Origin of the sequence: Streptomyces sp. NPDC006602, assembly GCF_042870385.1 — a bacterium.
In the GTDB taxonomy this organism is placed as follows: Bacteria; Actinomycetota; Actinomycetes; order Streptomycetales; family Streptomycetaceae; genus Streptomyces.
Map to the genome: position 1 here is coordinate 1 of NZ_JBIAHG010000011.1, position 25,958 is coordinate 25,958.

At 70.5% G+C, this 25,958-nt stretch carries 27 protein-coding genes and 1 pseudogene; 17 read left to right on the forward strand and 11 right to left on the reverse strand.

The features are described from left to right. The 4 genes and pseudogenes from ACFYO2_RS25920 to ACFYO2_RS25935 form a co-directional block, all read left to right on the forward strand. Positions 1–112: pseudogene (locus tag ACFYO2_RS25920) on the forward strand (DUF1772 domain-containing protein); the annotation flags it as partial. 304 nt (positions 113–416) lie between these two features. Further along, complete coding sequence (locus ACFYO2_RS25925) at positions 417–581, forward strand: hypothetical protein (RefSeq protein ID WP_388354246.1); 165 nt, start codon at positions 417–419, stop codon at positions 579–581. Positions 582–705: 124 nt separating this feature from the next. Then, positions 706–1,035: a hypothetical protein gene (locus ACFYO2_RS25930; RefSeq protein WP_388354249.1), complete on the forward strand. Its 330-nt coding sequence runs from the start codon at positions 706–708 to the stop codon at positions 1,033–1,035. Continuing rightward, positions 1,032–1,517, forward strand: a complete 486-nt coding sequence (locus tag ACFYO2_RS25935) for a hypothetical protein (protein WP_388353547.1) — start codon at positions 1,032–1,034, stop codon at positions 1,515–1,517. Before ACFYO2_RS25930 ends, ACFYO2_RS25935 begins: the two co-directional genes overlap by 4 nt. Positions 1,518–1,698: 181 nt before the next feature. Here ACFYO2_RS25935 and ACFYO2_RS25940 read toward each other — a convergent pair whose 3' ends face one another. Continuing rightward, complete coding sequence (locus tag ACFYO2_RS25940) at positions 1,699–1,962, reverse strand: hypothetical protein (protein ID WP_388353550.1); 264 nt, start codon at positions 1,960–1,962, stop codon at positions 1,699–1,701. Between the two features lie 342 nt (positions 1,963–2,304). Between ACFYO2_RS25940 and ACFYO2_RS25945 the strand changes: the two genes are divergently transcribed. Together ACFYO2_RS25945 and ACFYO2_RS25950 are read left to right on the forward strand one after the other, a co-directional pair. Next, positions 2,305–2,817, forward strand: a complete 513-nt coding sequence (locus tag ACFYO2_RS25945; protein ID WP_388353552.1) for a YbaK/EbsC family protein — start codon at positions 2,305–2,307, stop codon at positions 2,815–2,817. Continuing rightward, positions 2,814–3,659 carry an EamA family transporter gene (locus ACFYO2_RS25950; protein ID WP_388353554.1) on the forward strand — a complete coding sequence of 282 codons (846 nt, stop codon included), beginning with the start codon at positions 2,814–2,816 and terminating at the stop codon, positions 3,657–3,659. The genes ACFYO2_RS25945 and ACFYO2_RS25950 overlap by 4 nt, the downstream gene beginning before the upstream one ends. An 18-nt stretch (positions 3,660–3,677) precedes the next feature. Here ACFYO2_RS25950 and ACFYO2_RS25955 read toward each other — a convergent pair whose 3' ends face one another. After that, positions 3,678–4,082 carry a RidA family protein gene (locus tag ACFYO2_RS25955; protein ID WP_388353557.1) on the reverse strand — a complete coding sequence of 135 codons (405 nt, stop codon included), beginning with the start codon at positions 4,080–4,082 and terminating at the stop codon, positions 3,678–3,680. A gap of 173 nt (positions 4,083–4,255) precedes the next feature. On the opposite strand from ACFYO2_RS25955, the gene ACFYO2_RS25960 reads away from it, so the two are divergent. Beyond that, entirely contained in the window at positions 4,256–4,531 is a 276-nt protein-coding gene (locus tag ACFYO2_RS25960) for a DUF1876 domain-containing protein (protein WP_388353560.1), read from the forward strand. 25 nt (positions 4,532–4,556) lie between these two features. Here the strand turns inward: ACFYO2_RS25960 and ACFYO2_RS25965 are convergent, their stop codons facing one another. The 6 genes from ACFYO2_RS25965 to ACFYO2_RS25990 all read right to left on the reverse strand — a co-directional run bounded on the left by ACFYO2_RS25965 (position 4,557) and on the right by ACFYO2_RS25990 (position 9,455). Further along, positions 4,557–5,729, reverse strand: a complete 1,173-nt coding sequence (locus ACFYO2_RS25965; RefSeq protein ID WP_388353563.1) for a serine hydrolase domain-containing protein — start codon at positions 5,727–5,729, stop codon at positions 4,557–4,559. A gap of 55 nt (positions 5,730–5,784) precedes the next feature. Continuing rightward, positions 5,785–6,258 carry an organic hydroperoxide resistance protein gene (locus tag ACFYO2_RS25970; RefSeq protein WP_388353566.1) on the reverse strand — a complete coding sequence of 158 codons (474 nt, stop codon included), beginning with the start codon at positions 6,256–6,258 and terminating at the stop codon, positions 5,785–5,787. Positions 6,259–6,412: 154 nt separating this feature from the next. Beyond that, a complete protein-coding gene (locus ACFYO2_RS25975; protein ID WP_388353569.1) occupies positions 6,413–6,880 on the reverse strand; it encodes a MarR family winged helix-turn-helix transcriptional regulator in 468 nt (155 codons plus the stop codon). A gap of 13 nt (positions 6,881–6,893) precedes the next feature. After that, entirely contained in the window at positions 6,894–7,661 is a 768-nt protein-coding gene (locus tag ACFYO2_RS25980; protein ID WP_388353572.1) for an energy-coupling factor ABC transporter ATP-binding protein, read from the reverse strand. After that, complete coding sequence (gene cbiQ, locus ACFYO2_RS25985) at positions 7,649–8,410, reverse strand: cobalt ECF transporter T component CbiQ (protein WP_388353574.1); 762 nt, start codon at positions 8,408–8,410, stop codon at positions 7,649–7,651. Before cbiQ ends, ACFYO2_RS25980 begins: the two co-directional genes overlap by 13 nt. A gap of 1 nt (position 8,411) precedes the next feature. Further along, positions 8,412–9,455: an energy-coupling factor ABC transporter permease gene (locus tag ACFYO2_RS25990; RefSeq protein WP_388353577.1), complete on the reverse strand. Its 1,044-nt coding sequence runs from the start codon at positions 9,453–9,455 to the stop codon at positions 8,412–8,414. Positions 9,456–9,624: 169 nt separating this feature from the next. Between ACFYO2_RS25990 and ACFYO2_RS25995 the strand changes: the two genes are divergently transcribed. Further along, on the forward strand, positions 9,625–9,999 hold the full coding sequence (locus ACFYO2_RS25995; RefSeq protein WP_388353580.1) for an SsgA family sporulation/cell division regulator: 375 nt from the start codon (positions 9,625–9,627) through the stop codon (positions 9,997–9,999). Here the strand turns inward: ACFYO2_RS25995 and ACFYO2_RS26000 are convergent. Both ACFYO2_RS26000 and ACFYO2_RS26005 read right to left on the reverse strand, forming a co-directional pair. Next, a complete protein-coding gene (locus ACFYO2_RS26000) occupies positions 9,976–11,649 on the reverse strand; it encodes a penicillin-binding transpeptidase domain-containing protein (RefSeq protein WP_388353582.1) in 1,674 nt (557 codons plus the stop codon). The two genes, ACFYO2_RS25995 and ACFYO2_RS26000, sit on opposite strands and share 24 nt — an antisense overlap. 96 nt (positions 11,650–11,745) lie before the next feature. Continuing rightward, entirely contained in the window at positions 11,746–13,386 is a 1,641-nt protein-coding gene (locus ACFYO2_RS26005) for a penicillin-binding transpeptidase domain-containing protein (protein WP_388353585.1), read from the reverse strand. A 242-nt stretch (positions 13,387–13,628) separates the two neighbouring features. On the opposite strand from ACFYO2_RS26005, the gene ACFYO2_RS26010 reads away from it, so the two are divergent. After that, positions 13,629–13,916 carry an SCO0607 family lipoprotein gene (locus ACFYO2_RS26010; RefSeq protein ID WP_388353588.1) on the forward strand — a complete coding sequence of 96 codons (288 nt, stop codon included), beginning with the start codon at positions 13,629–13,631 and terminating at the stop codon, positions 13,914–13,916. A 10-nt stretch (positions 13,917–13,926) separates the two neighbouring features. On the opposite strand, the gene ACFYO2_RS26015 is transcribed toward ACFYO2_RS26010, so the two are convergent. Then, a complete protein-coding gene (locus ACFYO2_RS26015) occupies positions 13,927–15,672 on the reverse strand; it encodes a dolichyl-phosphate-mannose--protein mannosyltransferase (protein ID WP_388353591.1) in 1,746 nt (581 codons plus the stop codon). A 63-nt stretch (positions 15,673–15,735) separates the two neighbouring features. Between ACFYO2_RS26015 and rsmI the strand changes: the two genes are divergently transcribed. The 8 genes from rsmI (at position 15,736) to ACFYO2_RS26055 (ending at position 25,809) form a co-directional block, all read left to right on the forward strand. Then, on the forward strand, positions 15,736–16,593 hold the full coding sequence (rsmI, locus tag ACFYO2_RS26020; RefSeq protein WP_388353594.1) for a 16S rRNA (cytidine(1402)-2'-O)-methyltransferase: 858 nt from the start codon (positions 15,736–15,738) through the stop codon (positions 16,591–16,593). 344 nt (positions 16,594–16,937) lie between these two features. Continuing rightward, the gene (locus tag ACFYO2_RS26025) at positions 16,938–17,348 is read left to right on the forward strand and encodes a hypothetical protein (protein WP_388353597.1); all 411 of its coding nucleotides are present in this window, start codon (positions 16,938–16,940) and stop codon (positions 17,346–17,348) included. A 44-nt stretch (positions 17,349–17,392) separates the two neighbouring features. Further along, positions 17,393–18,274, forward strand: a complete 882-nt coding sequence (locus ACFYO2_RS26030; protein ID WP_388353599.1) for a TatD family hydrolase — start codon at positions 17,393–17,395, stop codon at positions 18,272–18,274. Positions 18,275–18,415: 141 nt separating this feature from the next. Continuing rightward, on the forward strand, positions 18,416–19,762 hold the full coding sequence (locus tag ACFYO2_RS26035) for a ubiquitin-like domain-containing protein (protein ID WP_388353600.1): 1,347 nt from the start codon (positions 18,416–18,418) through the stop codon (positions 19,760–19,762). A 206-nt stretch (positions 19,763–19,968) separates the two neighbouring features. Further along, positions 19,969–20,868: a 16S rRNA (adenine(1518)-N(6)/adenine(1519)-N(6))-dimethyltransferase RsmA gene (gene rsmA, locus ACFYO2_RS26040; protein ID WP_388353602.1), complete on the forward strand. Its 900-nt coding sequence runs from the start codon at positions 19,969–19,971 to the stop codon at positions 20,866–20,868. Further along, positions 20,865–21,761, forward strand: a complete 897-nt coding sequence (locus tag ACFYO2_RS26045) for a 4-(cytidine 5'-diphospho)-2-C-methyl-D-erythritol kinase (RefSeq protein WP_388353604.1) — start codon at positions 20,865–20,867, stop codon at positions 21,759–21,761. Before rsmA ends, ACFYO2_RS26045 begins: the two co-directional genes overlap by 4 nt. A gap of 248 nt (positions 21,762–22,009) precedes the next feature. Beyond that, a complete protein-coding gene (locus ACFYO2_RS26050; RefSeq protein ID WP_388353607.1) occupies positions 22,010–23,818 on the forward strand; it encodes an ABC-F family ATP-binding cassette domain-containing protein in 1,809 nt (602 codons plus the stop codon). 194 nt (positions 23,819–24,012) lie between these two features. Then, positions 24,013–25,809 (forward strand): PQQ-binding-like beta-propeller repeat protein, encoded by a 1,797-nt coding sequence (locus ACFYO2_RS26055; protein ID WP_388353609.1) that lies wholly within the window; start codon positions 24,013–24,015, stop codon positions 25,807–25,809. The last annotated feature ends 149 nt before the right edge of the window (positions 25,810–25,958 follow it).

Genomic DNA, 25,958 nt, shown 5'->3' on the forward strand with positions numbered 1-25,958 from the left:
GAACCGGCCCGAGGACTGGAAGGAGCAGATGACGCGTTGGGACCGCTGGCACTACGTCCGCGTCGCCGTCATCGTCGCCGCCTTCGCCCTGCTGGTCGCCGCCCTTGCCTGAGCCCGCGGGCCGACACCGCGCTGGTGGCGCACGATCCCCACTCCCCGGGCGGCAGCGGGCCGCCGAAATCCCGACATCCGGGAAATGCAGCACGGGCCATCGCACCGAGTCGGCCGCTCGGTGTCATCCTCCCAGCCCTGTCTGTCGTTGATCTCTACCGTCTGGTCGGCGGATATGGCCGTGTCGTCGGCCTGCGCTTCCTCGGCGGCAGCAGTGCCCGCAGTCCCGAGGCAGAGAAGCAATGCAGCAGTGGCAGCGCCGGTCGAAGCGCGCCGTGAGCTGATGCCCATGTGACACCTTTCAGGTGGACCGCCGCCTGGCGACCGTCGACCACGACGCCGAGCTCTACAAGGAGAGGAACACCGTCGAGCGCCTGATCAACAAGCTCAAGGCGTGGCGGGGCATGCGACCCGCTACGACAAGACCCCGGAAAGCTGCCTCGCCGGGCTTCACCTGCGTGCCTCGGTGATCTGGATCGAAGGCCTCACCCGAACCAGCGCCGAGAGCCGCGCAGGTCATCGAGGGTCGAAGACGAGCTACCACATTCCCTTTGGTGGAACGGCACCAAGTTCAAGGATGGTCCGGGCGGCACCATGTCGGCGAGCGTCACCAAATCCGGCACGATCACGGCGGAGATGACCGTCGGCGCAGAGGCTGAGTTGAAGGGGCTCATCACCAAGGCGAAGGCCACTGTCAGCGTCAAGATCGGTGGGAGCGTGTCGATCACCACCGGTCACACATACACCCACGAAATCAGCAGAAACAAGTACGGCCACCTGCAGTACGGTTCGTGGGGATACAAGGTGTCGTGGAAGAAGTACCGGGCCAGCGGCAACGGTTGCGACGGTGTTGAAATCGGCAGCGGCAAGGCCACGTTGCCCACGTCCGAGACCGGCTGGAAGTACTGGGAAACCGCGTCATGACCTATTTGAGCCCGCGGGCTTGGCTCGCCGGATGCGCAGTGGCGGCGTCAGCGTTCCTGCTCACGTCGTGTTCGTCCGGCGGCGGTGACGACACAGCTGCCGATTCGTCGTCTCCCGTACCGAGTGCCTCTCTGACGGCGACTGGATCGTCCGAGAAGAAGCTCACCGCGCAGGCTCAGGCGGCCCTTGCTGCCGTCCACAGCGGGACCATGGTTGAGGCTGGCACAGAGCGTGTGAGTGATGGCATCCACACCGAGCCCACCCTGAGTGAAGGTAAGACGTACAGGCTCAACCTGGTGTGCGTCGGCAGCGGTAGCGCGCAAGTTTCGTTCACACCGGCGAGCGCCGGCACCAAGGCCACGGTGCCGTGTGATCAGTCGGTGGTGCAGCAGCGGATCACCTCTCAGAAGCCGGTTCGCATCAACGTCGACGGCGCTAAGGGGTCGTCGGGCGTGATTGCCTGGCAAATCGACACCATCTGATCCAGACGCATGGTGGGCGCCCCCAGGATGACCGCTGGGGGTGCCCATAAATCGCTCAAGCACGGCTCATGCCTGTAATAACCTCGCTGGTCATAAGACTGCATGGAGAATGTTCCGTATACCCCGGATCCCATCCCTTGTCCGTTCCCTGCCGTTCCTACATGCGTGATCTTGGCGCTGCTCAGTCACGCCGGATGGAGAACAGGCTCGCCGCCACAGCCAGCACCAGCCCGGCCGCGACGAGGTAGAGGCCGAAACGTTCTTCGGGCACTGCCGGCGACCACACCCGCCAAGCTGACGAGGTGTAGCCATCGGCTGCCAGGAAGGACCCGTAGACCCTGGGAGGCGCGGTCTGGCCGCGCACCCACAGCAGGGTGCCTATGGCCGCACAAGTCGCGGATATCGCATACAGGACCGTGGCGCGGCGCGGGACCGGTCTGTTCACGGGTCCTCCCATGGCTTTGTCGTTGTGATGCGAGGATTCTCGCTGCCCGTGCCGGTCACGTTCGCGCCGGGGCATCGTGTCGAATATGGGCTTGATCCCATGGACACCGCCGCTGCCGACCGTCCGTCGGCGACCTACGACCGCATAGGCTGGCGGCGGGGCTGCTCGTCGTCGGAATCGGGCTGATGGTGCACGCCGGGTAGGCGTCATGGCCGTTCCACCACCGTGCCCTCTGCGCGTTAGGGCGTACCGCCACCTGATGAACGTCAGTACCTTCAGACCAGGGGGCGATCGCCGTAACCCGGTCGCATGCCCCGTACACGCACCGCTAGCGTGCCGGGTATGACGACGACCGACACCGACACCGACAGCGAGGGCTCCGGAGCCCACCCCCGTTTCGCCGAAGCCCTGCGCGAGCTGGGTCTTCAGAGCCTGGAGGTCCGCCGCTTCCCGGACGCCACCCGTACCGCCGCCGAGGCCGCGGCGGCGCTCGGCTGCGAGTTGAGTGAGATCTGCAAGTCGTTGATCTTCGCGGCGGACGGGGTGCCGGTGCTGGTGCTCATGGACGGCGCATCCCGGGTCGATCTCGACAGGGTCCGGGAGGCGCTCGGCGCCGAAAAGGTCACGCGGGCGAAGGCCGACGTCGTGCGGGAGACGACCGGGTATGCGATCGGAGGCGTGCCGCCCTTCGGGCACCGGACCCGGACGCGGGTTCTCGCCGACCGGTCGCTGCTCGACCACGACGTCGTGTGGGCGGCCGCGGGTACTCCGTACACCGTCTTTCCCATGCAGCCGAAGGACCTTGTCGCCCACGCCGGCGCCACCCTGGTGGACGTGCGCGAGCGCACCTCGTGACGCCGCTGGTCACCGCGGCCGTGCTGCTGGCCGCGGTGACGCACGCCAGCTGGAACGCCATCGCGCATCAGATCACCGACAAGCTCGTCGGGTTCACGCTCATCGCGGGCGGGGGATCTTTGATCGGGCTGGCCATGATGCCGTTCGTGCCGGTTCCGGCGGCGGGGGCGTGGCCGTATCTGGTCCTCTCGGCGGTCATTCATCTCGCCTACTACGTGCTGCTGATGAAGTCCTTCCGGCTGGGCGACTTCGGGCAGGCGTATCCGATCGCGCGCGGCACCGCGCCCCTGGTGGTCACGCTGCTCGCCGCCGTCTTCGCGCACGAGGTGCCGGACGCGTGGGCGGCGGCGGGTATCGCCTTCTCCTGCGCGGGGCTGACCGGCGTCGCCCTGTGGGGGATGCGCGGCCGCCGTCCCAACTGGGCGGCGATCAACGCGGCGCTGGCGACCGGGCTGACCATCGCGGCGTACAGCGTCGTCGACGGGCTGGGGGTACGCGCCTCCGGGTCGTCCCTCGGGTACATCGCCTGGCTGATGGCGGTGGAGGGCGTGGCGATCCCGGCGTACGCGCTCTACCGCTGGCGCGGGCAGTTCGGCACCGTCCTGCGGCCCTTCGCGGGCGTCGGCCTGCTGGGCGCGGCGCTCTCCGTGACGGCGTACGGGCTCGTCCTGTGGGCCCAGACCAAGGCGGAACTCGCGCCGATCGCCGCCCTGCGCGAGTCGTCGATCATCGTGGGCGCGGCGATCGGGGCGGTGTTCTTCAAGGAGAAGTTCGGAGCCCCGCGCATCGCCGCGGCGGGGCTGCTGGTGGTCGGGATCGGGCTGATGCTCCACGCCGGGTAACCGGTACCAAGGTGCGGGCTACGGCCGTATCGCGACCGCGTCCACCTCGAAGAGCATCCCGGGCAGCGCGAGCGAGGCGACACCGCTCAGGGTCTGCGCCGGCAGCCGGTCGCCGAAGTGGCGGTGCAGCGCCTTGCCGAGGATCTCCAGCTTGGCGAGGTCGTGGTCGACGATGAACGTGCCGAGCCTGACCACGTGTGCGAAGCCGAGCCCGACTCCCTCCAGAGCCGACCGCAGCCGGTCGAAGGCCAGGTCCACCTGCGCGGCGAAGTCGCCGGGCACCGGGGCGCCGGTGGCGTCGGAGGCGTACTGGCCGCCGATGAAGACGGTTTCGCCGGGCGCGGAGACGGCGTGGCTGTAGCCGAACGGCGTGGGATCGTGCAGGGCGGGCGGGTTGGTGATGGTGCGCTGGTCGGGCGTCATGACTGTGCGAACGTCCCGCGTGGCGCCGCCCATTCCACCTCCCGCGTGGCATCGCCCATTCCACCCTCCCGCGCGGGGCGACCCGTTCCGCGCCCCCGCGGGCGGCTTCCCAGGCCGTGCGTCCGCGCCCCCGGAGGAGCACCCTGGAAGGAGGTCTTCCGGAGGTGATCGTCATGATGCACAGCGCTGTGGGATGGCACATCGAGCTGGAGTTCCAGGAGGATGATCAGCAGACGCGGGCGGCCGCGATGGTGCGCCTGCCCGACGGCACGGAAGTACGTACGCGAGGACACGCCACCCGCCACCACACTGACTCGAATCAGCCGAGGGTGGGGGAGGAGGTCGCCGCTGCCCGCGCTTTGAACGAACTGGCCATGCAGCTGCTGACCAAGGCACACGACGAGATCGACCAGGCGTCCGGCCGGACCTCCCACCCGATCCACGTCTGAGCCGGCGGGGCCGAGCCGGCCGGGTTCAGGGCCGTACGACGCTCCGCACCGCCCTGACCAGCGCCTGCGCCCGTGGATCCGCCGTCACGGTCTTGCGGAAGCCGTTCGTCACATAGCCGAGGGCGATGCCGGTCTCCGGGTCGGCGAAGCCGAGGGAGCCGCCGCGGCCCGGGTGGCCGAAGGAACCCGGGCCGAGGAGCGGTGAGGCGCTGCCGTGCAGCATGTAGCCGAGGCCGAAGCGGGTGTTGACGACGAGGACGCGGTCGGGGCCCGCCGACTCCTCGGTGCGGGCCGCCTCCATGGTGGCCCTGTCGAGGAGGCGTACGCCGTCGACCTCGCCGATCAGTGCCGCGTAGAAACGGGCCAGCCCGTCGGCGGTCGCGATGCCGTTGGTCGCGGGCAGGGCGGCCGCCCGGTAGGCGGGGGCGTTCTGGTCGGGGAAGGGGGTGATCGCGGCGAAGGCGCGGCGGGTGAGGGAGGCGGGGTCGTCGTACGCCTCGGTGACCGCGCGCTTCGGGCGGACGCGCGGGCCCGCACCGGTGGCGGGCTCCGGCGTCTCGATACGGCCCACGCGGCCCGTCCGTCCGGCTGCCTCCTCGGCTTCCGGCAGGCCCAGCCACAGGTCGGCGCCCAGCGGTCCGGCGATCTCCGCCGCGATCCACTCGCCGGCCCACCGGCCGGTCACGCGGCGCACCAGCTCGTCGAGCATCCAGCCGTACGTCAGCGCGTGGTAGCCGTGGTCGGTGCCGGGCTCCCAGACCGGGGCCTGCGCGGCGACCGCCTCGGCGCCCCGGGCCGGGTTCAGCGCCTCGTCCGGCGTGAGCGGACGGTCGAGGACGGGTAGGCCGGAACGGTGGTTCAGCACGTGCCTGACCAGTACCCGCTCCTTGCCGCGCGCCTTGAACTCCGGCCAGTACTCGCCCACCGGCGCGTCCAGGTCAAGGAGCCCGCGCTGGTGCAGCAGCAGCGGTACGGCGGCGGCGACACCCTTGGTCGCCGAGCGCACGATCTGCGCGGTGCCGCGCCGCCAGGGCTCGGTCCCGTCGATGTCCCTGGTGCCCGCCCACAGGTCGACGACCCGGTGCCCGTCCCGGTACACGGCGACCGCCGAGCCCCGGTCCCCGAGCGCCTCGAAGTTCCTCGCGAACGCTTCCCTGACCGGCTCGAAGCCCTCGGCGACTGTGCCGTTCACGTCCACGTCCGTACTCCTCGTCTCGCTGCCGGGCACTTGGCTTCAGCGCCCGGCTCTCCCCTCAGCCAAGCAGGATCGTCACGTCGATGTTCCCGCGGGTCGCGTTCGAGTACGGGCAGACCTCGTGCGCCGCGTCGACCAGCTTCGCCGCGATGTCCGCGTCGAGGACCGGGAGGGAGACGCTGAGGGCGACGGCGAGGCCGTAGCCGCGCTGCTTGTTGGGGCCGATGCCGACCTTCGCGGCGACCGTGGAGCCGGACAGGTCGAAGCCGGACCGGCGGCCGACCATCACCAGCGCGTTGTGGAAGCAGGCGCTGTAACCGGCCGCGAAGAGCTGCTCCGGGTTGGTGCCGTTGCCGTCCCCGCCGAGCTCGGGCGGCATCGCGACCTTCAGCTCGATCTGCCCGTCCTGACTGGTGACAAAGCCGTCCCGGCCACCGTGCGCGGTGGCCTCGGCGACGTACACGATCTTCGACGGGCGGGTGTCGGCGGCGGTGCTTTGGACGGCGGTGCTTTCGACGGTTTCTTCGATCACGGCTGAACCTCCCCCAGCAATTACATCGTGCACAAGGTACCGGCCGGTAGCCATGCCTTCCACGACGGGGGGCGGCAACCGCGGGTAACGCGATGTCAGCGGCGCCAGAGGGGATGTCAGTGGGTGATGCCAGAGGGAATGCCGGCGGGTGATGTCAGTGGGCGCGCTCGGCCGCCGCCTCCGCCCGGTCCGCGAGCCGCCACAACTCCTCGCGCAACCGCGCTACCTCCGCACCGTCCAGCTCCGTCGCCGCGAGCAGGGCGCCGGGCACGCGCGCCGCGCGCTCCCTGAGCTCCTCGCCGCGCTCCGTGCACGCGATGAGCACCGAGCGCTCGTCGTTCACCGCGCGCGCCCGGCGTACGAGCCCCGCGCCCTCCAGCCGCTTGAGCAGCGGCGACACCGTGCCGTAGTCGAGCCGCAGCGCGCCCGCCAGTTCCTTGACCGTGATCTCACCGCGTTCCCACAGCACCAGCAGCACGAGGTACTGCGGGTAGGTGAGCCCGAGGTCCTCCAGGAGCGGCCGGTACGCGGCCGTCACCGCACGCTGGGCGGCGTACAGCGCGAAGCACAGCTGGTCGTCCAGCAGCAGCGAGCCCTCGACACCGGCGTCCTCTTGGTTCATCACGCGCTCATTGTCACGGACGGCCGGGACCAGCCGTCGCGGAACGCGGATCGAATCCGAACGGCAGCTCCAGCCGGTGGGCGCGCATCAGCGCGTCGTCGGCGAGGAGCTCCGCGGTCTTCCCGTCGGCGGCGATCGTGCCGTCGCTCAGGATCAGGGAGCGCGGGCACAGCTCCAGGGCGTAGGGCAGGTCGTGGGTGACCATCAGCACGGTCACGTCCAACGACCGCAGGATGTCGGCCAGTTCGCGGCGGGAGGCGGGGTCGAGGTTGGAGGAGGGCTCGTCGAGTACGAGGATCTCCGGCTCCATCGCCAGCACGGTGGCGACCGCCACCCGGCGCCGCTGCCCGAAGGACAGGTGGTGCGGTGGCCGCTCGGCGAAGTCCTGCATGCCGACCCGCCGCAGCGCCACCAGCACCCGTTCCTCCAGTTCCGGGCCCTTCAGCCCGGCCGCGGCCGGTCCGAACGCCACGTCCTCGCGCACGGTCGGCATGAACAGCTGGTCGTCCGGGTCCTGGAAGACGATGCCGACCTTGCGCCGGATCTCGGCCATGTGCTGCCTGCCTACGGGCAGCCCGGCGACCGTCACCGTGCCGGTGCCGCCGGTCAGGATGCCGTTGAGGTGCAGCACCAGGGTCGTCTTGCCGGCGCCGTTCGGCCCGAGCAGCGCGACCCGCTCGCCGCGGGCGATGGAGAAGTCCACGCCGAACAGCGCCTGGTGTCCGTCGGGGTAGGCGAAGGCGAGGCCGGAGACCTCGAGGGAAGCGGTCACAGCGTCCATCCCAGCAGACATACGACGAGGGCGGCGAAGGGGAGGGTGAGGGCGTACGACCACTGCGCCCGGGACGCGGTCACCTCGTCGATGACCGGCATCGAACCGGCGTACCCGCGGCTGACCATGGCCAGGTGCACGCGTTCGCCGCGTTCGTAGGAGCGGATGAACAGGGCGCCGGCGGACTTCGCGAGGACGCCCCAGTGCCTGACGCCGCTCGCCTCGAACCCCCGTGACTCCCGCGCGATCCGCATCCGCCGCATCTCGTCGGTGATGACATCGCCGTAGCGGATCATGAAGGAGGCGATCTGCACGAGCAGCGGCGGGAGCTTCAACCGCTGCAGTCCCAGCAGGAGTTCACGCAGTTCGGTGGTGGAGGCGAGGAGCACCGACGCGGCGACGCCCAGGGTGCCCTTGGCGAGCACGTTCCACGCGCCCCACAGTCCGCTCTCGCTGAGGGACATCCCGAGCACGTCGACCCGCTCGCCCTCCGCCACGAACGGCATCAGCACCGCGAAGGCGACGAACGGCACCTCGATCAGCAGCCGCTTGAGCAGGAAACCGGCGGGCACGCGAGCCGCGTACGCGACGCACGCCAGGAGCACGGCGTACAGGCCGAACGCCCACATCGCCTCCCGCGGGGTCGACACCACGACCAGCACGAAGCCGAAGGTCGCCGCGAGTTTCGTATGAGGGGGCAGGCCGTGCACGGGCGAGTGCCCGTGCCGATAGAGCTTGTGCGCGTGTCCGGCGCCCATGTCAGAGGCCCGTGCTCACGGGCGAGGTGTCATCCGTAGGACGCCTGCGCACGGCCCAGAACACCGTGCTGCCCGCGACGACCGTGACACCGACGCCGATCACGCCCGCGAGGCCGCCGGAGAGACGGGCGTCGTCGACGTCCTTGACGCCGTAGTCGGCGAGCGGGGAGTCGGCGTTCGTGTGCTTCTCGGCCTTCGCGTCGATGCCCTTGTCGGCGGCGACCTTCTCCAGGCCGTCGGGGTTCGCGGAGGCGTAGAAGCTGACGAACCCGGCGAGGAGGACGGAGGTGATCAGACCGGCGATCCACACCGTGCGGTGGGAGCGGGCGGCCACGGGGGCCGGCTGCGCCGCGGGTACGTCGACCAGCTCGCCGTTGACCCGCAGCTTCAGCTTCTGCTGGAGGCCGCGGGCGCCGTACACGAGGTCCGGGCGTACGGCGACGACGGCGCCGACGGTCAGTGCGGTGATCGCGGCCTCGCCGAGGCCGATGAGGACATGCACGCCGATCATGGCCGTGGCGACCTTGCCGATGGAGACGTCGGTGGTGCCGCCGAGCCAGTAGAGGAAGGTGAAGGCGAGGGCCGCGGCCGGCACGGACAGCAGGGCGGCGACGAAGGAGGCGACCGTGATCGAGCGCCGCTTGCGGGGCAGCACCTTCACCAGCCCGCGGAAGACGGCGTAGGCGACGACCGTCGTGACGATCGCCATGTCCGTGATGTTCACGCCGAGCGCGGTCAGGCCGCCGTCCGCGAAGAGGATGCCCTGCATGAGCAGGACCACGGAGATACAGAGGACGCCTGTATAGGGGCCGACGAGGATCGCCGCGAGCGCGCCGCCCAGCAGATGTCCGCTTGTTCCGGCCGCGACGGGGAAGTTGAGCATCTGTACGGCGAAGATGAACGCCGCCACGAGACCGGCCAGCGGCGCGGTGCGTTCGTCCAGTTCGCGGCGCGCGCCGCGCAGGCTCACCGCGACGGCGGCCGCGGCGACCGCTCCGGTCGCTACCGAGATGGGGGCGTCGATGAATCCGTCAGGCACATGCACCGTTCGATGATAGTGGCTTGTTGCGAACGTCTTGCAAGAGGGAATCGATGCGAACAGCAACGAACAAGCTGTGCGGCCCCAGGGGCGGAATCCAGGAAATATGCGACGCTGGAGGTGGAGTGGGTGCACAGCTTCCACACAGGTAACGCAGCGTGAGAGGGCCGTCACGATGTCCGTAGTCGAGCAGTACGCGCGAGCCCACATCGTTTCGGACGCCGACATCGTGGAGGACGAGGCGATCCCGGTCGTCCTTCGCTACGACCCCGAGTCCGACCCGCGTTCGGTGCGGGTAGGACTGCCCGGCACCCACGACGAGTGGACCTTCTCGCGTTCACTTCTGGAGCAGGGCCTGCGTGCCCCGGCCGGCAACGATGACGTCCGCGTGTGGCCGTGCGGGCGGGTGCAGGCCGTGCTCGAGTTCCACTCGGCGCAGGGCGTCTCGGTGGTGCAGCTCGAGACGAAGGCGCTGCTCAGGTTCCTGCGGCGGACCTACCTGGCGACCCCGATGGGATCCCGGGAGTCAACCGCCCATCTTCAGCAGTGACGCCACGATGGGACCGGCCGTGTCACCGCCGTGCCCGCCCTGCTGGACCACACCCGCGGCCGCCAGGTCGCCCCGGTACGCGGTGAACCAGCCGTTCGGCTTCTTCTGGCCGTCGACCTCCGCCGAGCCCGTCTTCGCGCCGACGTTCCCGGTCACTCCGGACATCGCCTCCGCCGCCGTGCCGTAGGCCGCCGTGTACGCCATCAGCTCCCGCAGCTGGGAGAGGGTGTTCGCGGACAGCGACCGCGAGGCCGTCGCCAGCGTGCGGTTGTCGACCGTCGGGGACACCAGGTAGGGCTGCTTGAAGGTGCCGGACTCGACCGTCGCCGACACCGACGCCATGTTCAGCGGGTTCATCCGGACCGCGCCCTGCCCGATGAGCGAGGCCGCCATCTGGGCCGCGCTCTGCACCGGCACCGAGCCGTCGAAGGACGGCACCCCGATGGCCCAGTTGTTCAGCCCCAGGCCGAAGACCTGCTGGGCCTGCTTGGTCAGGTCGTCGTTCTCCAGGTCGGGCGCCTGGCTGATGAAGGCGGTGTTGCAGGAGCGGGCGAAGCTCGCCTTGAAGGTGCCGCCCTTGATCTCGAACTTGTCGTCGTTCTGGAACTTCCAGCCGCCGTACGTGAAGTACTTCGGGCACGGATGCGCCTTGTCCGCCGACGCCAGCCCCTTGTCGATCAGCAGCGAGGAGGTGATGACCTTCATCGTGGAGCCCGGGGCGAGGGAACCCTGGAAGGCGGTGTTGAAGCCGTGCGAGGCGTTCGCCACGGCGAGGATCTCGCCGGTGGAAGGACGCATCACGACGACCGACGACCGCGCCTTCTTGGCCACCTGCTGCTCCGCCGCCGCCTGGAGCGTCGGGTTCAGGGTCGTCTTCACGGTGCCCGGCGTGCCCTTGCTCAGCTCCAGCAGGGTCTTGTCGGACGACTTCGACGACTTGCCGCGGATGACGCGCAGTTCGATGCCCGCCTTGCCGCCGGCGATCTTGCCGTACTTCTCGCGCAGTCCGTCGAGGACCGTACCCAGCGACGAGTACTTCGCCTCGGTCAGCTCGCCGCCGTTCCGGTCGAACGCCTTGATCGGCGGGGTCCCGGACTCGCCGGTGACCAGGGTGTCGCCGTCCTGGAGGTCGGGGTGGGCGACCGCGGAGTGCCAGCCGACCCGCGGCTTCCCGGTGCCGGTGTCGCGGACGACGGTGAGCGCGCTGTCGTACGCCAGCGGCTTCTCGGTGCCCTTGTACGACACCGTGGCCTTCACCGAGAAGGGGACCTTGTCGCCGGTGCGGGTGCCCGGCGTGAGCGTGACGCCCTTGATGTGGGCGTCCTTGGTGTAGCCGGTCAGCAGGGCGGTGGCCGACTTGGCGTCGTCGGTGGCGGCGGCCGCCGCGGCCACCTTGCCCTGCTGCCAGGCCGTGAGGAACGTCTGCGCGGCGGTGGTGACCTCGGTCGCCGAGAGGGGGCCGGACGGGATGTCCTTCGCCTTGTCGTCGGCGCTGGCGGACGTCGGCTGTGTCCGGTCGTCGGCCGCGGCCCCGCCGCCGTAGAGCACGTACACGCCGAAGCCGGCGCCGGCGACGACCACGGCGATCATCCCGCCGATCACGGCGGGCTTGGTCTTCCGTCGCTCGGCGACGCGCCTTCTGTTACCCACAGCTTTCGATTCCTCCGTAATAACCCCAGGGTCCCCGTTGCCCTCTTCAGTCCCAACGACGGCAACAGCCTAGAGTCCCGTCATCCGGAGATGACTTCAGCCGGCAGCTCGTAGCACAGTCGCGACAATCGGGCCGGCCGCGTCGCCGCCGTGGCCGCCCTCCTCGGTCATGGCCGCCGCCGACACGTCGTTGCGGAAACCGGTGAACCAGCTGTTGGACACGGCCTGCCCGTCGACCTCGGCGGAGCCGGTCTTCGCGCCGATGTCCCCGCCGAGCCCGGCCATCGCGTTCTGGGCGGTGCCCTGGGTCGCGGTCAGCCGCATCATCTGCTTGAGCTGGGAGGCGGTGTTGTTCGGCAGACCCTTGGCGGTGGCCGGCTGTCGGTCGTCCAGCTTGGGCGACACCAGGTAGGGCTGGCGGAATTCGCCGGTGATGGCGGTGGCCGTCACCGAGGCCATGTTCAGCGGGTTCATCTGGACCTGGCCCTGGCCGATCGCGTTGGCCGCGCGGTCCGGGCCGCCGGAGGCGGGGACCCGGCCGTCGAAGGAGACGACGCCGGTCTTCCAGTCCAGGCCGATCCCGAAGCGGGTCTGGGCCTCCGTGGTCAGCGACTCGTCCGTGAGCGGCTTCTCGTCGATGAGCTTGACGAAGGCCGTGTTGCAGGACCGCATGAAGCTGTTGGCGAGAGTGGCGTTCGGATTGGGCTTCATACCCGTGAGGTTCTTGAACGTCTGGCTCTGCCACACGGCCGAGTTCTCGCAGGGCGCCGGGCCGTTCATCGAGGTCACGCCGTTGTCTATGAGCATCGCCGCAGTGATGATCTTCATCGTGGAGCCGGGCGCGACCGTGCCCTCGAAGGCCGCGTTGAAGGCGTCGTTGCGGTTGTTGGCCACCGCCAGCACCTCACCCGTGCTGGGCTTGACGGCGACGACCGACGACTGGGCGTACAGCTTGACCGCCTTCTCCGCCGCGGCCTGCGCGGTCGCGCTGAGCGTGGTCTGCAGCTTGCCCGGTCTGCCCTCGGCGAGGGTCACCAGCGGGGTGTCGGCGGCGCCCTCCTCGGGGTGCCGGATCGCCAGCTCGACTCCGGCGGTGCCGCCGGCCTTGTCGCCGTACTTGCCGCGCAGCGCGTCCAGGATCGGCCCCAGGGAGGGGTACTTCTTCTCCGTCAGCACGGTCCCGTTCCGGTCCACGGCCTCGATCGGCGGGTTCGCCGACTCCCCGGTGACCAGGGTGTCGTCCCGCTGCAGCTCGGGGTGGATCACGGACGGCTGCCAGTCGACCAGCGCCCGCCCGGTGGTGACCCCGCGCACGACGGTCAGCTTGCTCTTGTACGTCAGCGGCTTCGACTTCCCGTCGTACGACACCTTCGCGCTCACCGTGTAGGGCACGGTCGCGTCGGACGCCGCACCGGGCGTGATCTTCACGTCGCCGATGTGGGCGGCCTCGCCGTACGCCGTCAGCAGCGGCTCGGCCGCCGTGTCGTTGTTCGTGTACGCCGCCGCGTTCACCGCGTCGCCCTTCTCCCAGGCCGCGAAGAACTTGGCGGTGGTCTCCTTGACCTCGTCCGCGCTCGGCGGCCCGCTCTTGACCGGAGCGGGCCCCGCCGCCGTCCCCGTCCCGCCGCCCTCGTCACCGTTCAGCGCGGACACGACGTTGTACGCCCCGTACCCCGCGCCCCCGACCATCACGGCAAACACACCGCCGATGACAGCCGTCTTCACCCCCCTGCCCATGTGGTGCTTCCCCTCCCCGTTGCGCCTTCCACGCATCTTCTGAACGCGTTCAGAAAGGCTGCTTATCGGTGGCACTCTATGCGCAAGCGGTTGCTGGCGTAACCGGAGTTTGACTTTTGTTGAGCGAATCCGGGGGGTTCCGCGCTCGGGTACTGCGACCACGTACTCCTGAGTACGGCTACTCATGCCGACCCTCCCCGCCCCGCCCAAGCTGGTCCTACACCGACCAAGGGGGAGTCAACGTGCGCAAGACCATCCTCGGCCTCGCACTGGCCGGCACGACCGCCGCCGTACTGCTGACCGGCTGCTCGATGGAGGACGCGAGCTGCGGCGGCGGCGAGTACGGCGTCATCGCCGTGGGCAGCACCGGCACCGCCTGCGTCTCCGACGACCAGGACCCGCCGAAGGGGTACGCCCGCTATCCGAAGGGCAAGGAGCCCGAGCACGTCGGCGACAAGTGGGACGTCTACTGGGAAACCCACACCGTCGACGAGAACGGAAAGATCATCAAGGCGCCGGACGAGGGCTGATCAGCCCCCACTAGACCCAGGTGTCCAGCCACATCCGCGACCGCCACTCGTCTATCGGGATGGCGGTGCCGGTGTACAGCGGCCAGAAATAGATGAAGTTCCAGGCGATCAGCAGGACCAGGACGCCCGCGCCCGCGGCGCCCGCCACCCGGCGGGTGTCGCCGGCGCCGGATGGGCCGATGATCGCGCCGAGGAGCATCGCTACGGCCAGGCAGAGGAACGGGACGAAGATGATCGTGTAGAAGAAGAAGATCGTGCGGTCCTGGTAGAGGAACCACGGCAGGTAACCGGCCGCGATACCGCAGGCGATCGCGCCGGCCCGCCAGTCGCGGCGGAAGAACCAGCGCCACAGGACGTACAGGATCGCGAAGCAGCCCACCCACCACAGCAGCGGTGTGCCGATGGCGAGGACCTCGCGGGCGCACTTCTCGCCGGCGTCCGTGGGGCAGCCGTCCTTGCCGGGCGCGGGGGACTCGTAGAAGTACGAGACCGGGCGGCCGGTGACGATCCAGCTCCACGGGTTGGACTGGTAGGTGTGCGGCGAGGAGAGGTTGATGTTGAACTTGTAGACCTCGTGCTCGTAGTGCCACAGACTGCGCCACCAGTCGGGGAAGAGCCAGGACCAGCTGCTGCCCTTGCCGTCAGGGGTGGTGGCCCAGTTGCGGTAGTAGCCGCCGCTGCCGTTGGCGGGGGAGAGGATCCAGCCCAGCCAGGACATGACGTACGTGGCGATCGCGACCGGCCATGTGGCCAGGATCGCGAAGCCGAGGTCGTGCCGGAGCACAGCCACGTACGGGCGGCCCGCGCCCGCCACCTTGCGGGAGCCGACGTCCCAGAGCACGGTCAGTACGCAGAAGAAGATCAGGACGTACAGGCCGTTCCATTTCGTGCCGATCGCGAGGCCGATCATCAGGCCCGCCAGCCAGCGCCAGGGGCGCCACCCGAATCGGGTGGTCTCCGCGATGTGAGCGTCGGGGCGGATCCGACCGTCGGCGTCGGCCGGGAGCGCGGCGGCGAGTTTCTCGCGCGCCCGGTCGCGGTCGATCAGCAGGCAGCCGAACGCGGCCAGCACGAAGAACATCAGCACGCCGTCGAGCAGCGAGGTGCGGGCCATCACGAACGCCAGGCCGTCCACCGCCATCAGCGCGCCGGCCAGGCAGCCGAGGAACGTCGAGCGGAACAGGCGGCGCCCGATCCGGCACAGCATCAGGATCGCCAGGGTGCCGAGCAGGGCGGTCATGAACCGCCAGCCGAAGGGGTTGAGCCCGAAGATCAGCTCCCCGAGCCCGATGACGTACTTGCCGACCGGCGGGTGCACGACGTACGCCGCGTCCGTCGGGATGGGGACCTTCCCGTTGTTCGACAGGATCAGGTCGTTGACGTTCTTGTCCCAGTTGACCTCGTAGCCGCGGTGGACGAGCGCCCACGCGTCCTTCGCGTAGTACGTCTCGTCGAATATCACCGCCTTCGGGCTGCCCAGGTTCCAGAACCGGATGACGCCCGCGAACAGCGTCACCAGCAGCGGACCGCCCCAGGCGGACCAGCGGCCGATCCGCCCGGCGAACTCCTTCGACACCCCGAGGGTCTGCCACAGCCGTGGGCTTGGCTCGACGTACGGCGGCACGAGGCGGTCGCGCACGTCGCTTCTGGGCCCCGCCGCATAACCGAAACGGCGCAGCCGCTGCTGCCACGACGGCCGCTGGTCCTTAAGGGCCTGCTCCTGCCGGGTGTCCATGGAGGACGCGGTACTGGTCACCGCGCCATCGTAGGGAACGGCGCTGTGTGAGTCCCGCGCTTGGGCCCCTGCGAGGATGGAAACGTGACAGTTACGCCCGGAACCCTGGTCCTTGCCGGAACCCCCATCGGCGACATCTCCGACGCCCCGCCACGGCTCGCCGAGGAGCTGGCCGGTGCCGACGTCGTCGCCGCCGAGGACACCCGGCGGCTGCGGCGGCTCACGCAGGCGCTGGGGGTGACGCCCAAGGGGCGGGTCGTGTCGTACTTCGAGGGCAACGAGGCGGCCCGCACGCCCGAGCTGGTCGAGGCGCTGGTGGGCGGCGCGCGGGTGCTGCTGGTGACCGACGCGGGGATGCCGTCCGTGTCCGACCCCGGGTACCGGCTGGTCGCCGCCGCCGTCGAGAAGGACATCCGGGTCACCGCCGTACCGGGGCCGTCCGCGGTACTGACCGCGCTCGCGCTGTCCGGGCTGCCCGTCGACCGGTTCTGCTTCGAGGGGTTCCTGCCCCGGAAGGCGGGCGAACGGCTGTCCCGGCTGCGGGAGGTCGCCGAGGAGCGACGCACCCTCGTCTACTTCGAGGCCCCGCACCGGCTCGACGACACCCTCGCCGCCATGGCCGAGGTCTTCGGCGCCGACCGGCGGGCCGCCGTCTGCCGGGAGCTGACCAAGACGTACGAGGAGGTCAGGCGCGGCGGGCTGGGCGAGCTGGCCGCGTGGGCGGCGGAGGGCGTACGCGGGGAGATCACCGTCGTCGTGGAGGGGGCGCCGGAGCGCGGCCCCGAGGAACTCGACGCCGCGGAACTGGTGCGACGGGTGCGGGTGCGCGAGGAGGCGGGGGAGCGGCGCAAGGAGGCGATCGCCGCGGTGGCCGCCGAGGCGGGGCTGCCGAAACGGCAAGTGTTCGACGCGGTGGTGGCGGCGAAGAACGCGGGGGCGTGAGCGGAGAAGCCCCAGGGGCGGGAGCGGCGAGGGGGCGGGAGCGGCGAGCACCCGGGGGCGCAGGCAAGGCGCACGGCCCTGTCGTGTGCGCTGGGCGCGTGCATCGTGTGAGCGGGCGCACATGCCCTCTGAGCAGGGCGTATCTCCTCTGAGCGAGCGCCCCATGGGTGCGCAAAGAGTCAGCTTGGAAGGCAAAGCCGGGAGCGGGTCAACGGGGCCGTTTGGCAAGGAACGCTCAAATCGGCGCCAACACTCGACAGCCTTGCTGCGTTCATGCCGGTGGAGGCGTCCACTGGGTCGAGGGACTCATCCGTCCCTCGATCCAGCGGACCACAGGAGCTGGCATGAGTGAGATCGCAGGGCAGACCGGACTCCGCGCCGGTGCCACGGCCGTCGTCCACGAGTCGTATTCCTTCGCCTGCATGCGGTGCGGGCACGGGTGGGAGCAGTCGTACGAAATAGAGCACCACGTGGACGCCCACGACCACGAGTTCGTGCTCTACGTGGTGAACGGCCAGGTCGTGCCCTCCCCGCTCTCCCGGCCCACGTGCACCAACTGCGACAACCACGTCGTACGGATCATGCGGCCGGGCCGGGTCGCGTCGGCCCGCGACGCGGCACACCGGCAGCACGGCACGCCGCCCGCCGGTCCGGTGGAGGCGCCGGCGGCCGAGGGGGAACGGGAGGAACGCGGGGAGCACCACCACTGGCACCTGTCCGATCTCCTGCACCCGTTCCAGCGCAAGGCGAGCTGAGCTCCGGCACCGGCGGCGGCATGCCCCTTTCGTAGGATCGGGGCATGCCTTCGAACACCGCCGACAAGAACGCCGCCCCGCCGCTGCCGGAACCCCTCCGGGTGCCGGTCGCAGACTCCCACACCCACCTCGACATGCAGTCGGGGACCGTGGAGGAGGGGCTCGCGAAAGCCGCGTCGGTGGGAGTGACCACGGTCGTGCAGGTCGGCTGCGACGTGGCGGGCTCCCGGTGGGCCGCCGAGACGGCCGAGCGGTACGACGCCGTCCACGCGACCGTCGCGCTGCACCCCAACGAGGCCCCGCGGATCGTCCACGGCGACCCGGACGGCTGGTCGCGGCAGGGGGCGCGTACGCCGGGCGGGGACGCGGGGCTCGACGAGGCGCTCGCCGAGATCGACCGGCTGGCCGGGCTGCCCCAGGTCAAGGGCGTCGGCGAGACCGGCCTCGACTACTTCCGCACCGGCCCCGAGGGCAAGGAGGCGCAGGAGAGGTCCTTCCGCGCCCACATCGAGATCGCCAAGCGGCACGGCAAGGCCCTGGTCATCCACGACCGCGACGCCCACGCCGACGTCCTGCGGGTGCTGAAGGAAGAGGGCGCTCCCGAGCGCACCGTCTTCCACTGCTACTCCGGCGACGCCGGGATGGCGGAGATCTGCGCCCGCGCCGGATACTTCATGTCCTTCGCCGGCAACGTCACCTTCAAGAACGCCCAGAATCTCCGGGACGCCGTGACCGTGGCCCCTTTGGAGCTGCTCCTGGTGGAGACCGACGCGCCCTTCCTGACGCCGGTGCCGTACCGCGGACGGCCCAACGCCCCTTATCTCATTCCCGTCACGGTGCGCGCGATGGCCGCCGTGCGCGGCATCGACGAGGACGCGCTGGCGTCGGCACTCGCCGCCAACACGGCGCGGGCGTTCGACTACTGACCCGCTGTCAGTCCGTTACCGACCTGCCCGAAGGCAACTCTGGGTAGCCGCGTCGCTTTGGAGAGTGACGGTGGCTCCGCTAGGTTCTGGGGGCCCGATCCGGACCCCTCTGGACCCTTCCGGCCCCTGGAGCGTGACGGCGTGAGCAACTCGCAGTACCAGACGTACGACACGTACGAGGCGTACGACCAGAGCGAGCCGTACACCGACGTGCACAGCGCGCAGACGCCGGCCTATGGCGTGTACGTGGCGCCGACGTCCTACCAGGACACATACACGCCCGCTTACGAGGCGGCACTTGAGCCCGAACCGCCGCCGCGGAGTGTGCCCAAGCCTGTCGTGGAGGCCGGAGCGGACGGGCGGGCCGCGCGCCGACGCAGGGCCCGCTACGCCGATCGCTCGGACGGGACCATGCGGCGACTCCTCCCGCAGGCGCTGGTCGTCGCGTTCCTCGCGGGCGGCACCACCGCGTTCGTGGCCGATGACAAGGCGATCGAGCTCAGCGTCGACGGCAGGCCGCGCAGCCTGCACACCTTCGCGGACGACGTCACCGAACTGCTCGCCGAGAAAGGCGTCCGGGTCGGCGCACACGACGTGGTCGCGCCCGCCCCCGGTGAGGAACTCGCCAGCGGCGACGAGATCACGGTGCGCTACGGGCGTCCCGTACGGCTCACCCTCGACGGACACCGGCGCCAGGTGTGGACGACGGCGCACACGGTGGAAGGGGCGCTTCAGCAGTTGGGGGTGCGTGCGGAGGGCGCGTATCTTTCCGCATCGCGCTCCCGGGGCATCGGGCGCGAAGGGCTCGCGCTGGACGTCCGTACCGAACGCGCCGTGACGGTCATGGCGGACGGCCGGGCCCGCACGATCCGCACCAACGCGGCGACCGTGCGCGAGGTCGTCGAGGAGGCCGGGATCACCCTGCGCGGGCAGGACGCCATGTCCGTCGCGCCGGACAGCTTCCCGCGCGACGGGCAGACCGTCACCGTGCTGCGCATCACCCGCACGAAGGAGGTCCGCGACGAGCAGATCCCCTTCGAGGTGGAGCGGACCGAGGACCCCTCCCTGTTCCGCGGCACCGAGGTCGTCGAGCGCGCCGGGCAGCCGGGGGTGCGGCGGATCACGTACTCCCTGCGGATCGTCAACGGGGTCAGGCAGAAGCCGCGGCGGACCCGGACGGAGGTGGTGCGGGAGCCGCGTTCGCACGTGGTCAAGGTGGGCACCAAGCCGCCGCCGACGTCCGTGCAGGGCGCCGACGATCTCAACTGGCAGGGGCTCGCGGTGTGCGAGTCCGGGGGGCGGCCGGACGCGGTCGATCCCTCTGGGACGTACGGCGGCCTCTACCAGTTCGACACCCGGACCTGGCAGAGCCTCGGCGGCAAGGGGCGCCCGCAGGACGCGTCGGCGGCGGAACAGACGTTCCGGGCGAAGAAGCTGTACATGCGGCGGGGGGCGAGTCCTTGGCCGCATTGCGGATCGCGGTTGTGAGCCCGCTGGCAATCGTGCCGCTGGGGCGATGTGGGTCCCCCCGCTCGAGCGAAGTCGAGAGTGGGGGAGGGTGGGCGCGGACGGCACCCCCGCGGCGCCGGGCTGCGCGACCCACCTCCGTCAGCCCCAGCCGCGACCCACCTCCCTCAGCCCCAGCGCCGGGCACCTGGACAATTACGTCAACTGCAGCCCCGTACCCTTGTCGCGTGAACAGCCCCACCCCCGACGCCCTCCTGGGCCCCGCCGACGTCCGTGAACTCGCGGCAGCGCTCGGCGTGCGTCCCACCAAGCAGCGCGGCCAGAACTTCGTGATCGACGCGAACACGGTCCGCCGTATCGTCCGCATCGCGGATGTCCGCCCCGACGACACGGTGGTCGAGGTGGGACCGGGACTCGGCTCGCTCACGCTCGCGCTCCTGGAGGCCGCCGACCGGGTCGTCGCCGTCGAGATCGACGACGTACTCGCCGGGGCGCTGCCCGCGACCGTCGCGGCGCGGATGCCGGAGCGGGCCGACCGGTTCGCGCTGGTGCACTCCGACGCGATGCAGGTGGGGGAGCTGCCCGGCCCCGACCCGACCGCGCTGGTCGCGAACCTGCCGTACAACGTGGCCGTACCGGTCCTGCTGCACATGCTCGAGACCTTCCCGAGCATCGAGCGGACCCTCGTGATGGTCCAGGCGGAGGTCGCCGACCGGCTCGCCGCCCCGCCCGGCTCGAAGGTGTACGGCGTCCCCTCGGTCAAGGCCAACTGGTACGCCGAGGTCAAGCGGGCCGGTGCCATCGGGCGCAAGGTCTTCTGGCCCGCGCCGAACGTCGACAGCGGGCTCGTCTCGCTCGTGCGGCGGGCCGAGCCGCTCAAGACGACCGCCTCCAGGCGCGAGGTCTTCGCCGTCGTGGACGCCGCGTTCGCGCAGCGCCGCAAGACCCTGCGGGCCGCGCTCGCCGGATGGGCGGGGTCCGCGGCCGCCGCCGAGGCCGCCCTTGTCGCCGCCGGGGTCTCGCCGCAGGCGCGCGGGGAGGCCCTGACGGTGGAGGAGTTCGCGCGCATCGCCGAGAACCGCGTCGCCGCCGAAGACGACGACAACAAGGAGCAGGCCGAGCAGTGAGCGTCACCGTCCGCGTCCCCGCCAAGGTCAACGTCCAGCTCGCGGTCGGTGCCGCCCGGCCCGACGGCTTTCACGACCTGGCCAACGTCTTCCTCGCGGTCGGCCTCTACGACGAGGTGACGGTGACCCCGGCCGCCGAACTGCGCGTGACCTGCTCGGGGCCGGACGCCGACCAGGTGCCGCTGGACCGTACGAACCTGGCGGCGCGTGCGGCGATCGTCCTCGCCGAGCGCCGCGGCCTCGATGCCGCCGTACACATCCACATCGCCAAGGACATCCCGGTGGCGGGCGGCATGGCGGGCGGGAGCGCGGACGGCGCGGGGGCACTCGTCGCGTGCGACGCGCTGTGGGGCACGCACGCCACCCGTGAGGAACTCCTGGACATCTGCGCCGAGTTGGGCAGCGACGTGCCGTTCAGCCTGGTCGGCGGGGTGGCGCTCGGCACCGGGCGCGGGGAGCGGCTGCGGCTCCTGGAGGCGGGCGGGACCTTCCACTGGGTGTTCGCGATGGCGTCGCGCGGGCTGTCGACGCCGGCCGTCTTCCGCGAGTTCGACCGGCTGACGGAGGGCCTCGGCGTCCCCGAGCCGGTCGCCTCCCAGCCCCTGCTCGACGCCCTCGCCAAGGGCGACCCCGACGCGCTCGCCGCCGCCGTCTCCAACGACCTCCAGCCCGCTGCGCTCTCCCTCTTCCCTGAGCTCGCCGACACCCTCGCGGCCGGGCGGGCCGCGGGTGCCCTCGCCACCCTCGTCTCGGGCTCGGGCCCGACCACGGCGTTCCTCACGCGGGACGCCGAGTCGGCGGCGAAGGTGGCGGAGGCGCTGCGGACGTCGGGCACGTGCCGGACGGTGCGTACGGCGTCGGGGCCGGCGCCGGGGGCGACGATCCGGCGCTGATCCCCGGCGCGTGCGCGTTCTTGGGGGCTCCGGCCCTGAATGGTCACCTCTCGACCCACCGAGTCGGGTGGTGGGTGGGCGAGGTCCGGGGGTCCAGGAGGCGGAGCCCCCTGGTACGGGGGTCGAAGGGGCGGCGCCCCTGGGGACGGGACGGGAAGGGGCGGCGGGGGCGAGAACCCCGGCCGGGAATGACCATCCACCCCGCCGACTACCCTGGAAGGTCGATCGTCCCCCCTGTCAGGAGAGTAATGGCCGTCAACCTGGTCAATGTCGAGAACGTCAGCAAGGTGTACGGCACTCGTGCCCTCCTGGACGGCGTGTCGCTCGGCGTCTCCGAGGGCGACCGCATCGGGGTGGTCGGGCGCAACGGCGACGGCAAGACGACCCTGATCCGGATGCTCGCCAAGCTGGAGGACGCCGACACCGGCCGCGTCACGCACTCCGGCGGCCTGCGGATCGGCGTGCTGACCCAGCACGACTCCCTCGACCCGACGGCGACGGTCCGGCACGAGGTCATCCGGGACATGGCCGACCACGAGTGGGCCGGGAACGCGAAGATCAGGGACGTACTCACCGGACTGTTCGGGGGCCTGGACCTGCCCGGCTTCCCGCAGGGGCTCGACACCGTCATCGCCCCGCTCTCCGGCGGCGAGCGGCGCCGTATCGCGCTCGCCAAGCTGCTCATCGAGGACCAGGACCTGATCGTCCTGGACGAGCCCACCAACCACCTCGACGTCGAGGGCATCGCCTGGCTCGCCCAGCACCTGCGCGAGCGGCGCTCGGCGCTCGTCTGCGTGACCCACGACCGGTGGTTCCTGGACCAGGTCTGCACCCGGATGTGGGACGTGCAGAAGGGCGACGTGTACGAGTACGAGGGCGGCTACTCCGACTACGTCTTCGCGCGCGCGGAGCGTGAGCGCATCGCCGCCACGGAGGAGACCAAGCGGCAGAACCTGGTCCGCAAGGAGCTGGCGTGGCTGCGGCGCGGTGCCCCCGCCCGTACGTCCAAGCCGCGCTTCCGCGTCGAGGCGGCCAACGAGCTCATCGCGGACGTGCCGCCGCCCCGGGACAGCAGCGAGCTGATGAAGTTCGCGTCCTCGCGGCTCGGGAAGACCGTCTTCGACCTGGAGGACGTGACCGTCCAGGCAGGTCCCAAGGTGCTGCTCAAGCACGTGACCTGGCAGCTCGGCCCGGGCGACCGGATCGGCCTCGTCGGCGTGAACGGCGCGGGGAAGACCTCCCTGCTGCGGGCCATGGCCGAGGCCGCGTGGACGGAGGGCGAGAAGCAGCCGGTCGGCGGGCGGGTCGCCGTGGGACGGACCGTCAAGCTCGCCTACCTCTCCCAGGAGGTCTCCGAACTCGACCCGAAGCTGCGCGTGCTGGAGGCCGTGCAGCAGGTGCGGGAGCGCGTCGACCTCGGCAAGGGGCGCGAGATGACCGCCGGGCAGCTGTGCGAGACGTTCGGCTTCAACAAGGAGAAGCAGTGGACGCCGGTCGGGGACCTGTCCGGCGGTGAGCGGCGCAGGCTCCAGCTGCTGCGGCTGTTGATGGACGAGCCCAACGTCCTCTTCCTCGACGAGCCCACCAACGACCTGGACATCGAGACGCTGACCCAGCTGGAGGACGTGCTCGACGGCTGGCCCGGCTCGATGATCGTCATCTCCCACGACCGGTTCTTCGTCGAGCGCACCACCGACCGGGTCTTCGCCCTCCTCGGCGACGCCACCCTGCGGATGCTGCCGCGCGGCATCGACGAGTACCTGGAGCGCCGCCGGCGGATGGAGGCGGCGGCGGCCGCGGCGGCTCCCGTCCCGGGCGCCGACAAGGCCGTACCGGAGAAGAGCTCCGCCGACCAGCGCGCCGCCAAGAAGGAACTCCAGAAGATCGAGCGGCAGTTGGACAAGATCTCCGAGAAGGAGACGAAGCTGCACGCCCGGATCGCGGAGAACGCCACCGACTTCGCGAAGGTGGCCGAACTCGACGCCGAGCTGCGCGACTTGGCCGGCGAGCGGGACGAACTGGAGCTGCGGTGGCTGGAACTCGCCGAGGACGCGTGAAGGGTGCGTGAAAGCGCGTAACGGGGGCATCACGGGCCGGTTTTCCCTTGGGAACAGGGGCAGAACCGGCCCGGTGCGTTGTCGGTCCTGAGTGATAGAAGTGGCCGTCTTGGATCTTTCTGAGTGCGACTCTGGGTCCACTACGTACCTCAGGGCGTGGCTAGAAATCAGTGACTGAACGGGGGAACGCGCTGATGACGCAGCCGCCCAACCAGCCGCCGCAGGGTGGCTTCGGAGCGCCGCAGGACCAGCCACCACAACAGCAGGGCGGAGGCTTCGGGGCCCCGCCGCCACCGCCACGGACTCCGCCGCAACCCGGTTACGGGTATCCCCGGCAGCCCCCGCCGCCGTCGGGCCCGTACGCCCCACCGCAGCCCGGCCCTTACGACCGGCCGGGACCGTACGGCGAGCAGCCGCAGCCGGGACCGTACGGCCAGCCGTCGCAGCCGGGATCGTACGGCCAGCAGCCGCAGCAGCCGGGGCCGTACGCACAGCCGCAGGGTTACGGCTCCCCGCCGCAGCCCCAGTTCCCGGGCGCGCCCGGCACCCCGCCGCCCGGCTCCGGGAACCGTCTCAAGGGCAAGCCCGCCGTCATGATCGGTGCCGCGGTGGCCGTGCTGCTCGTCGTCGGCGGGACCGTGTTCGCGGTCACCGGCGGTGGTGACGACGACAAGAAGCCGATCGCCGAGCAGAGCGACGACTCCAAGCCCACCGCCTCCGACTCCCCGGTCAACCCCGGCGACGGCAGCGGTGCCGGCGGCTCGGACCCGGAGAACCTCAACAAGGGCCGGAAGGCCGGCGAGGCCCAGGTGCTCTGGTACAAGGAGGCGCCCGACGCGCCCGGTGACGGAGCCGACGCTCCCGGCATGTGGATCACCGGCAAGACCGCGGTGAAGGCGGCGTACAAGCAGCTCGTCGCCTACAACGTCGGTGACGGTACCCCCACCTGGGACACGATCACCTTCGAGCAGAAGATCTGCGCGGTCACTCCGCAGAAGACGGCCGACGACAAGATCGTCGTCGCGTACATGAACGGCACCAGCGACCGCGCCGAGTGCAACCAGCTTCAGGAGATCGACCTCAACACCGGCGCGAAGGGCTGGACCGGCGAGGTCGAGGACGGCGCGCTGTTCGACAGCAACGCCTCGATCGAGCTGTCCATCACCGGCAAGACGCTGATGGTGGGCCGCTTGCAGTCCGGTACGGCGTACGACGTGACGACCGGCAAGAAGCTGTTCGACAAGAAGAAGTACGGCGACGCCTGCTTCCCGAGCGCGTTCGCGGGCGGCACCCGGCTGGTCCAGGTCGCCTCCTGCGACGCCGGCCAGACGACCGCGCACGACGAGATGCAGGAGCTGGACCCCGCGACCGGCAAGGCCAAGTGGACCCAGAGGTTCGACAACGGCTGGACCGTCGAGCACACATACTCCGTCGATCCGCTGGTCGTCTACAGCATCAACGACGACAAGAACGCGTGGAACATCTCCACGATCGCCGCCTCCGGCAGGTTCCGCTCGCAGGTCGCCTTCGACGAGGACTTCGCACCCGAGTGCGGCTGGGGATTCCTCGGCGGTGACCTTCAAGCCTGCGAGGGCGTGGCAGCGGACGCCGACACGCTCTACCTGCCCACCGAGGCGACCAGCGGGGCGAACGAGATCGTCGCGATCAATCTCGCCGACGGCAAGGAGAAGTGGCGCGTGAAGTCCCCGGCGGACGAGTCGATGCTGCCGATGAAGATCGAGGGCGGCAAGCTCGTCGCCTATGTGCAGCCGTCGTACGACGCGGGCGGCCGGATCGTGTCCATGCCGGTGACCGGGGGCAGGCACACGCCGACGACGCTGTTGCAGCTGCCGGAGGGCACCGCCGCCGTCGAGGGCGGCTTCTACTCGAAGGACATCGCCTGGGTCGACGGGCGCTTCTACATCTCGACCACACGGCTGGCCGGGGACACCGACAAGAAGGAGAAGTTGATGCTCGCCTACGGCAAGTGACCCTTCCCCGTCAGCTGTTCGCCGTCCCCGCCACCCGCCCGACCTTGTTGGGGCACCTGTTCATGTCGGACACCTGATGATCGCGTTCGGCGCGAGCCGAAGCGCCCGAGTGGCCTTGTCGCGACGGTCCCGTCCCTGCTCAGGGGCGG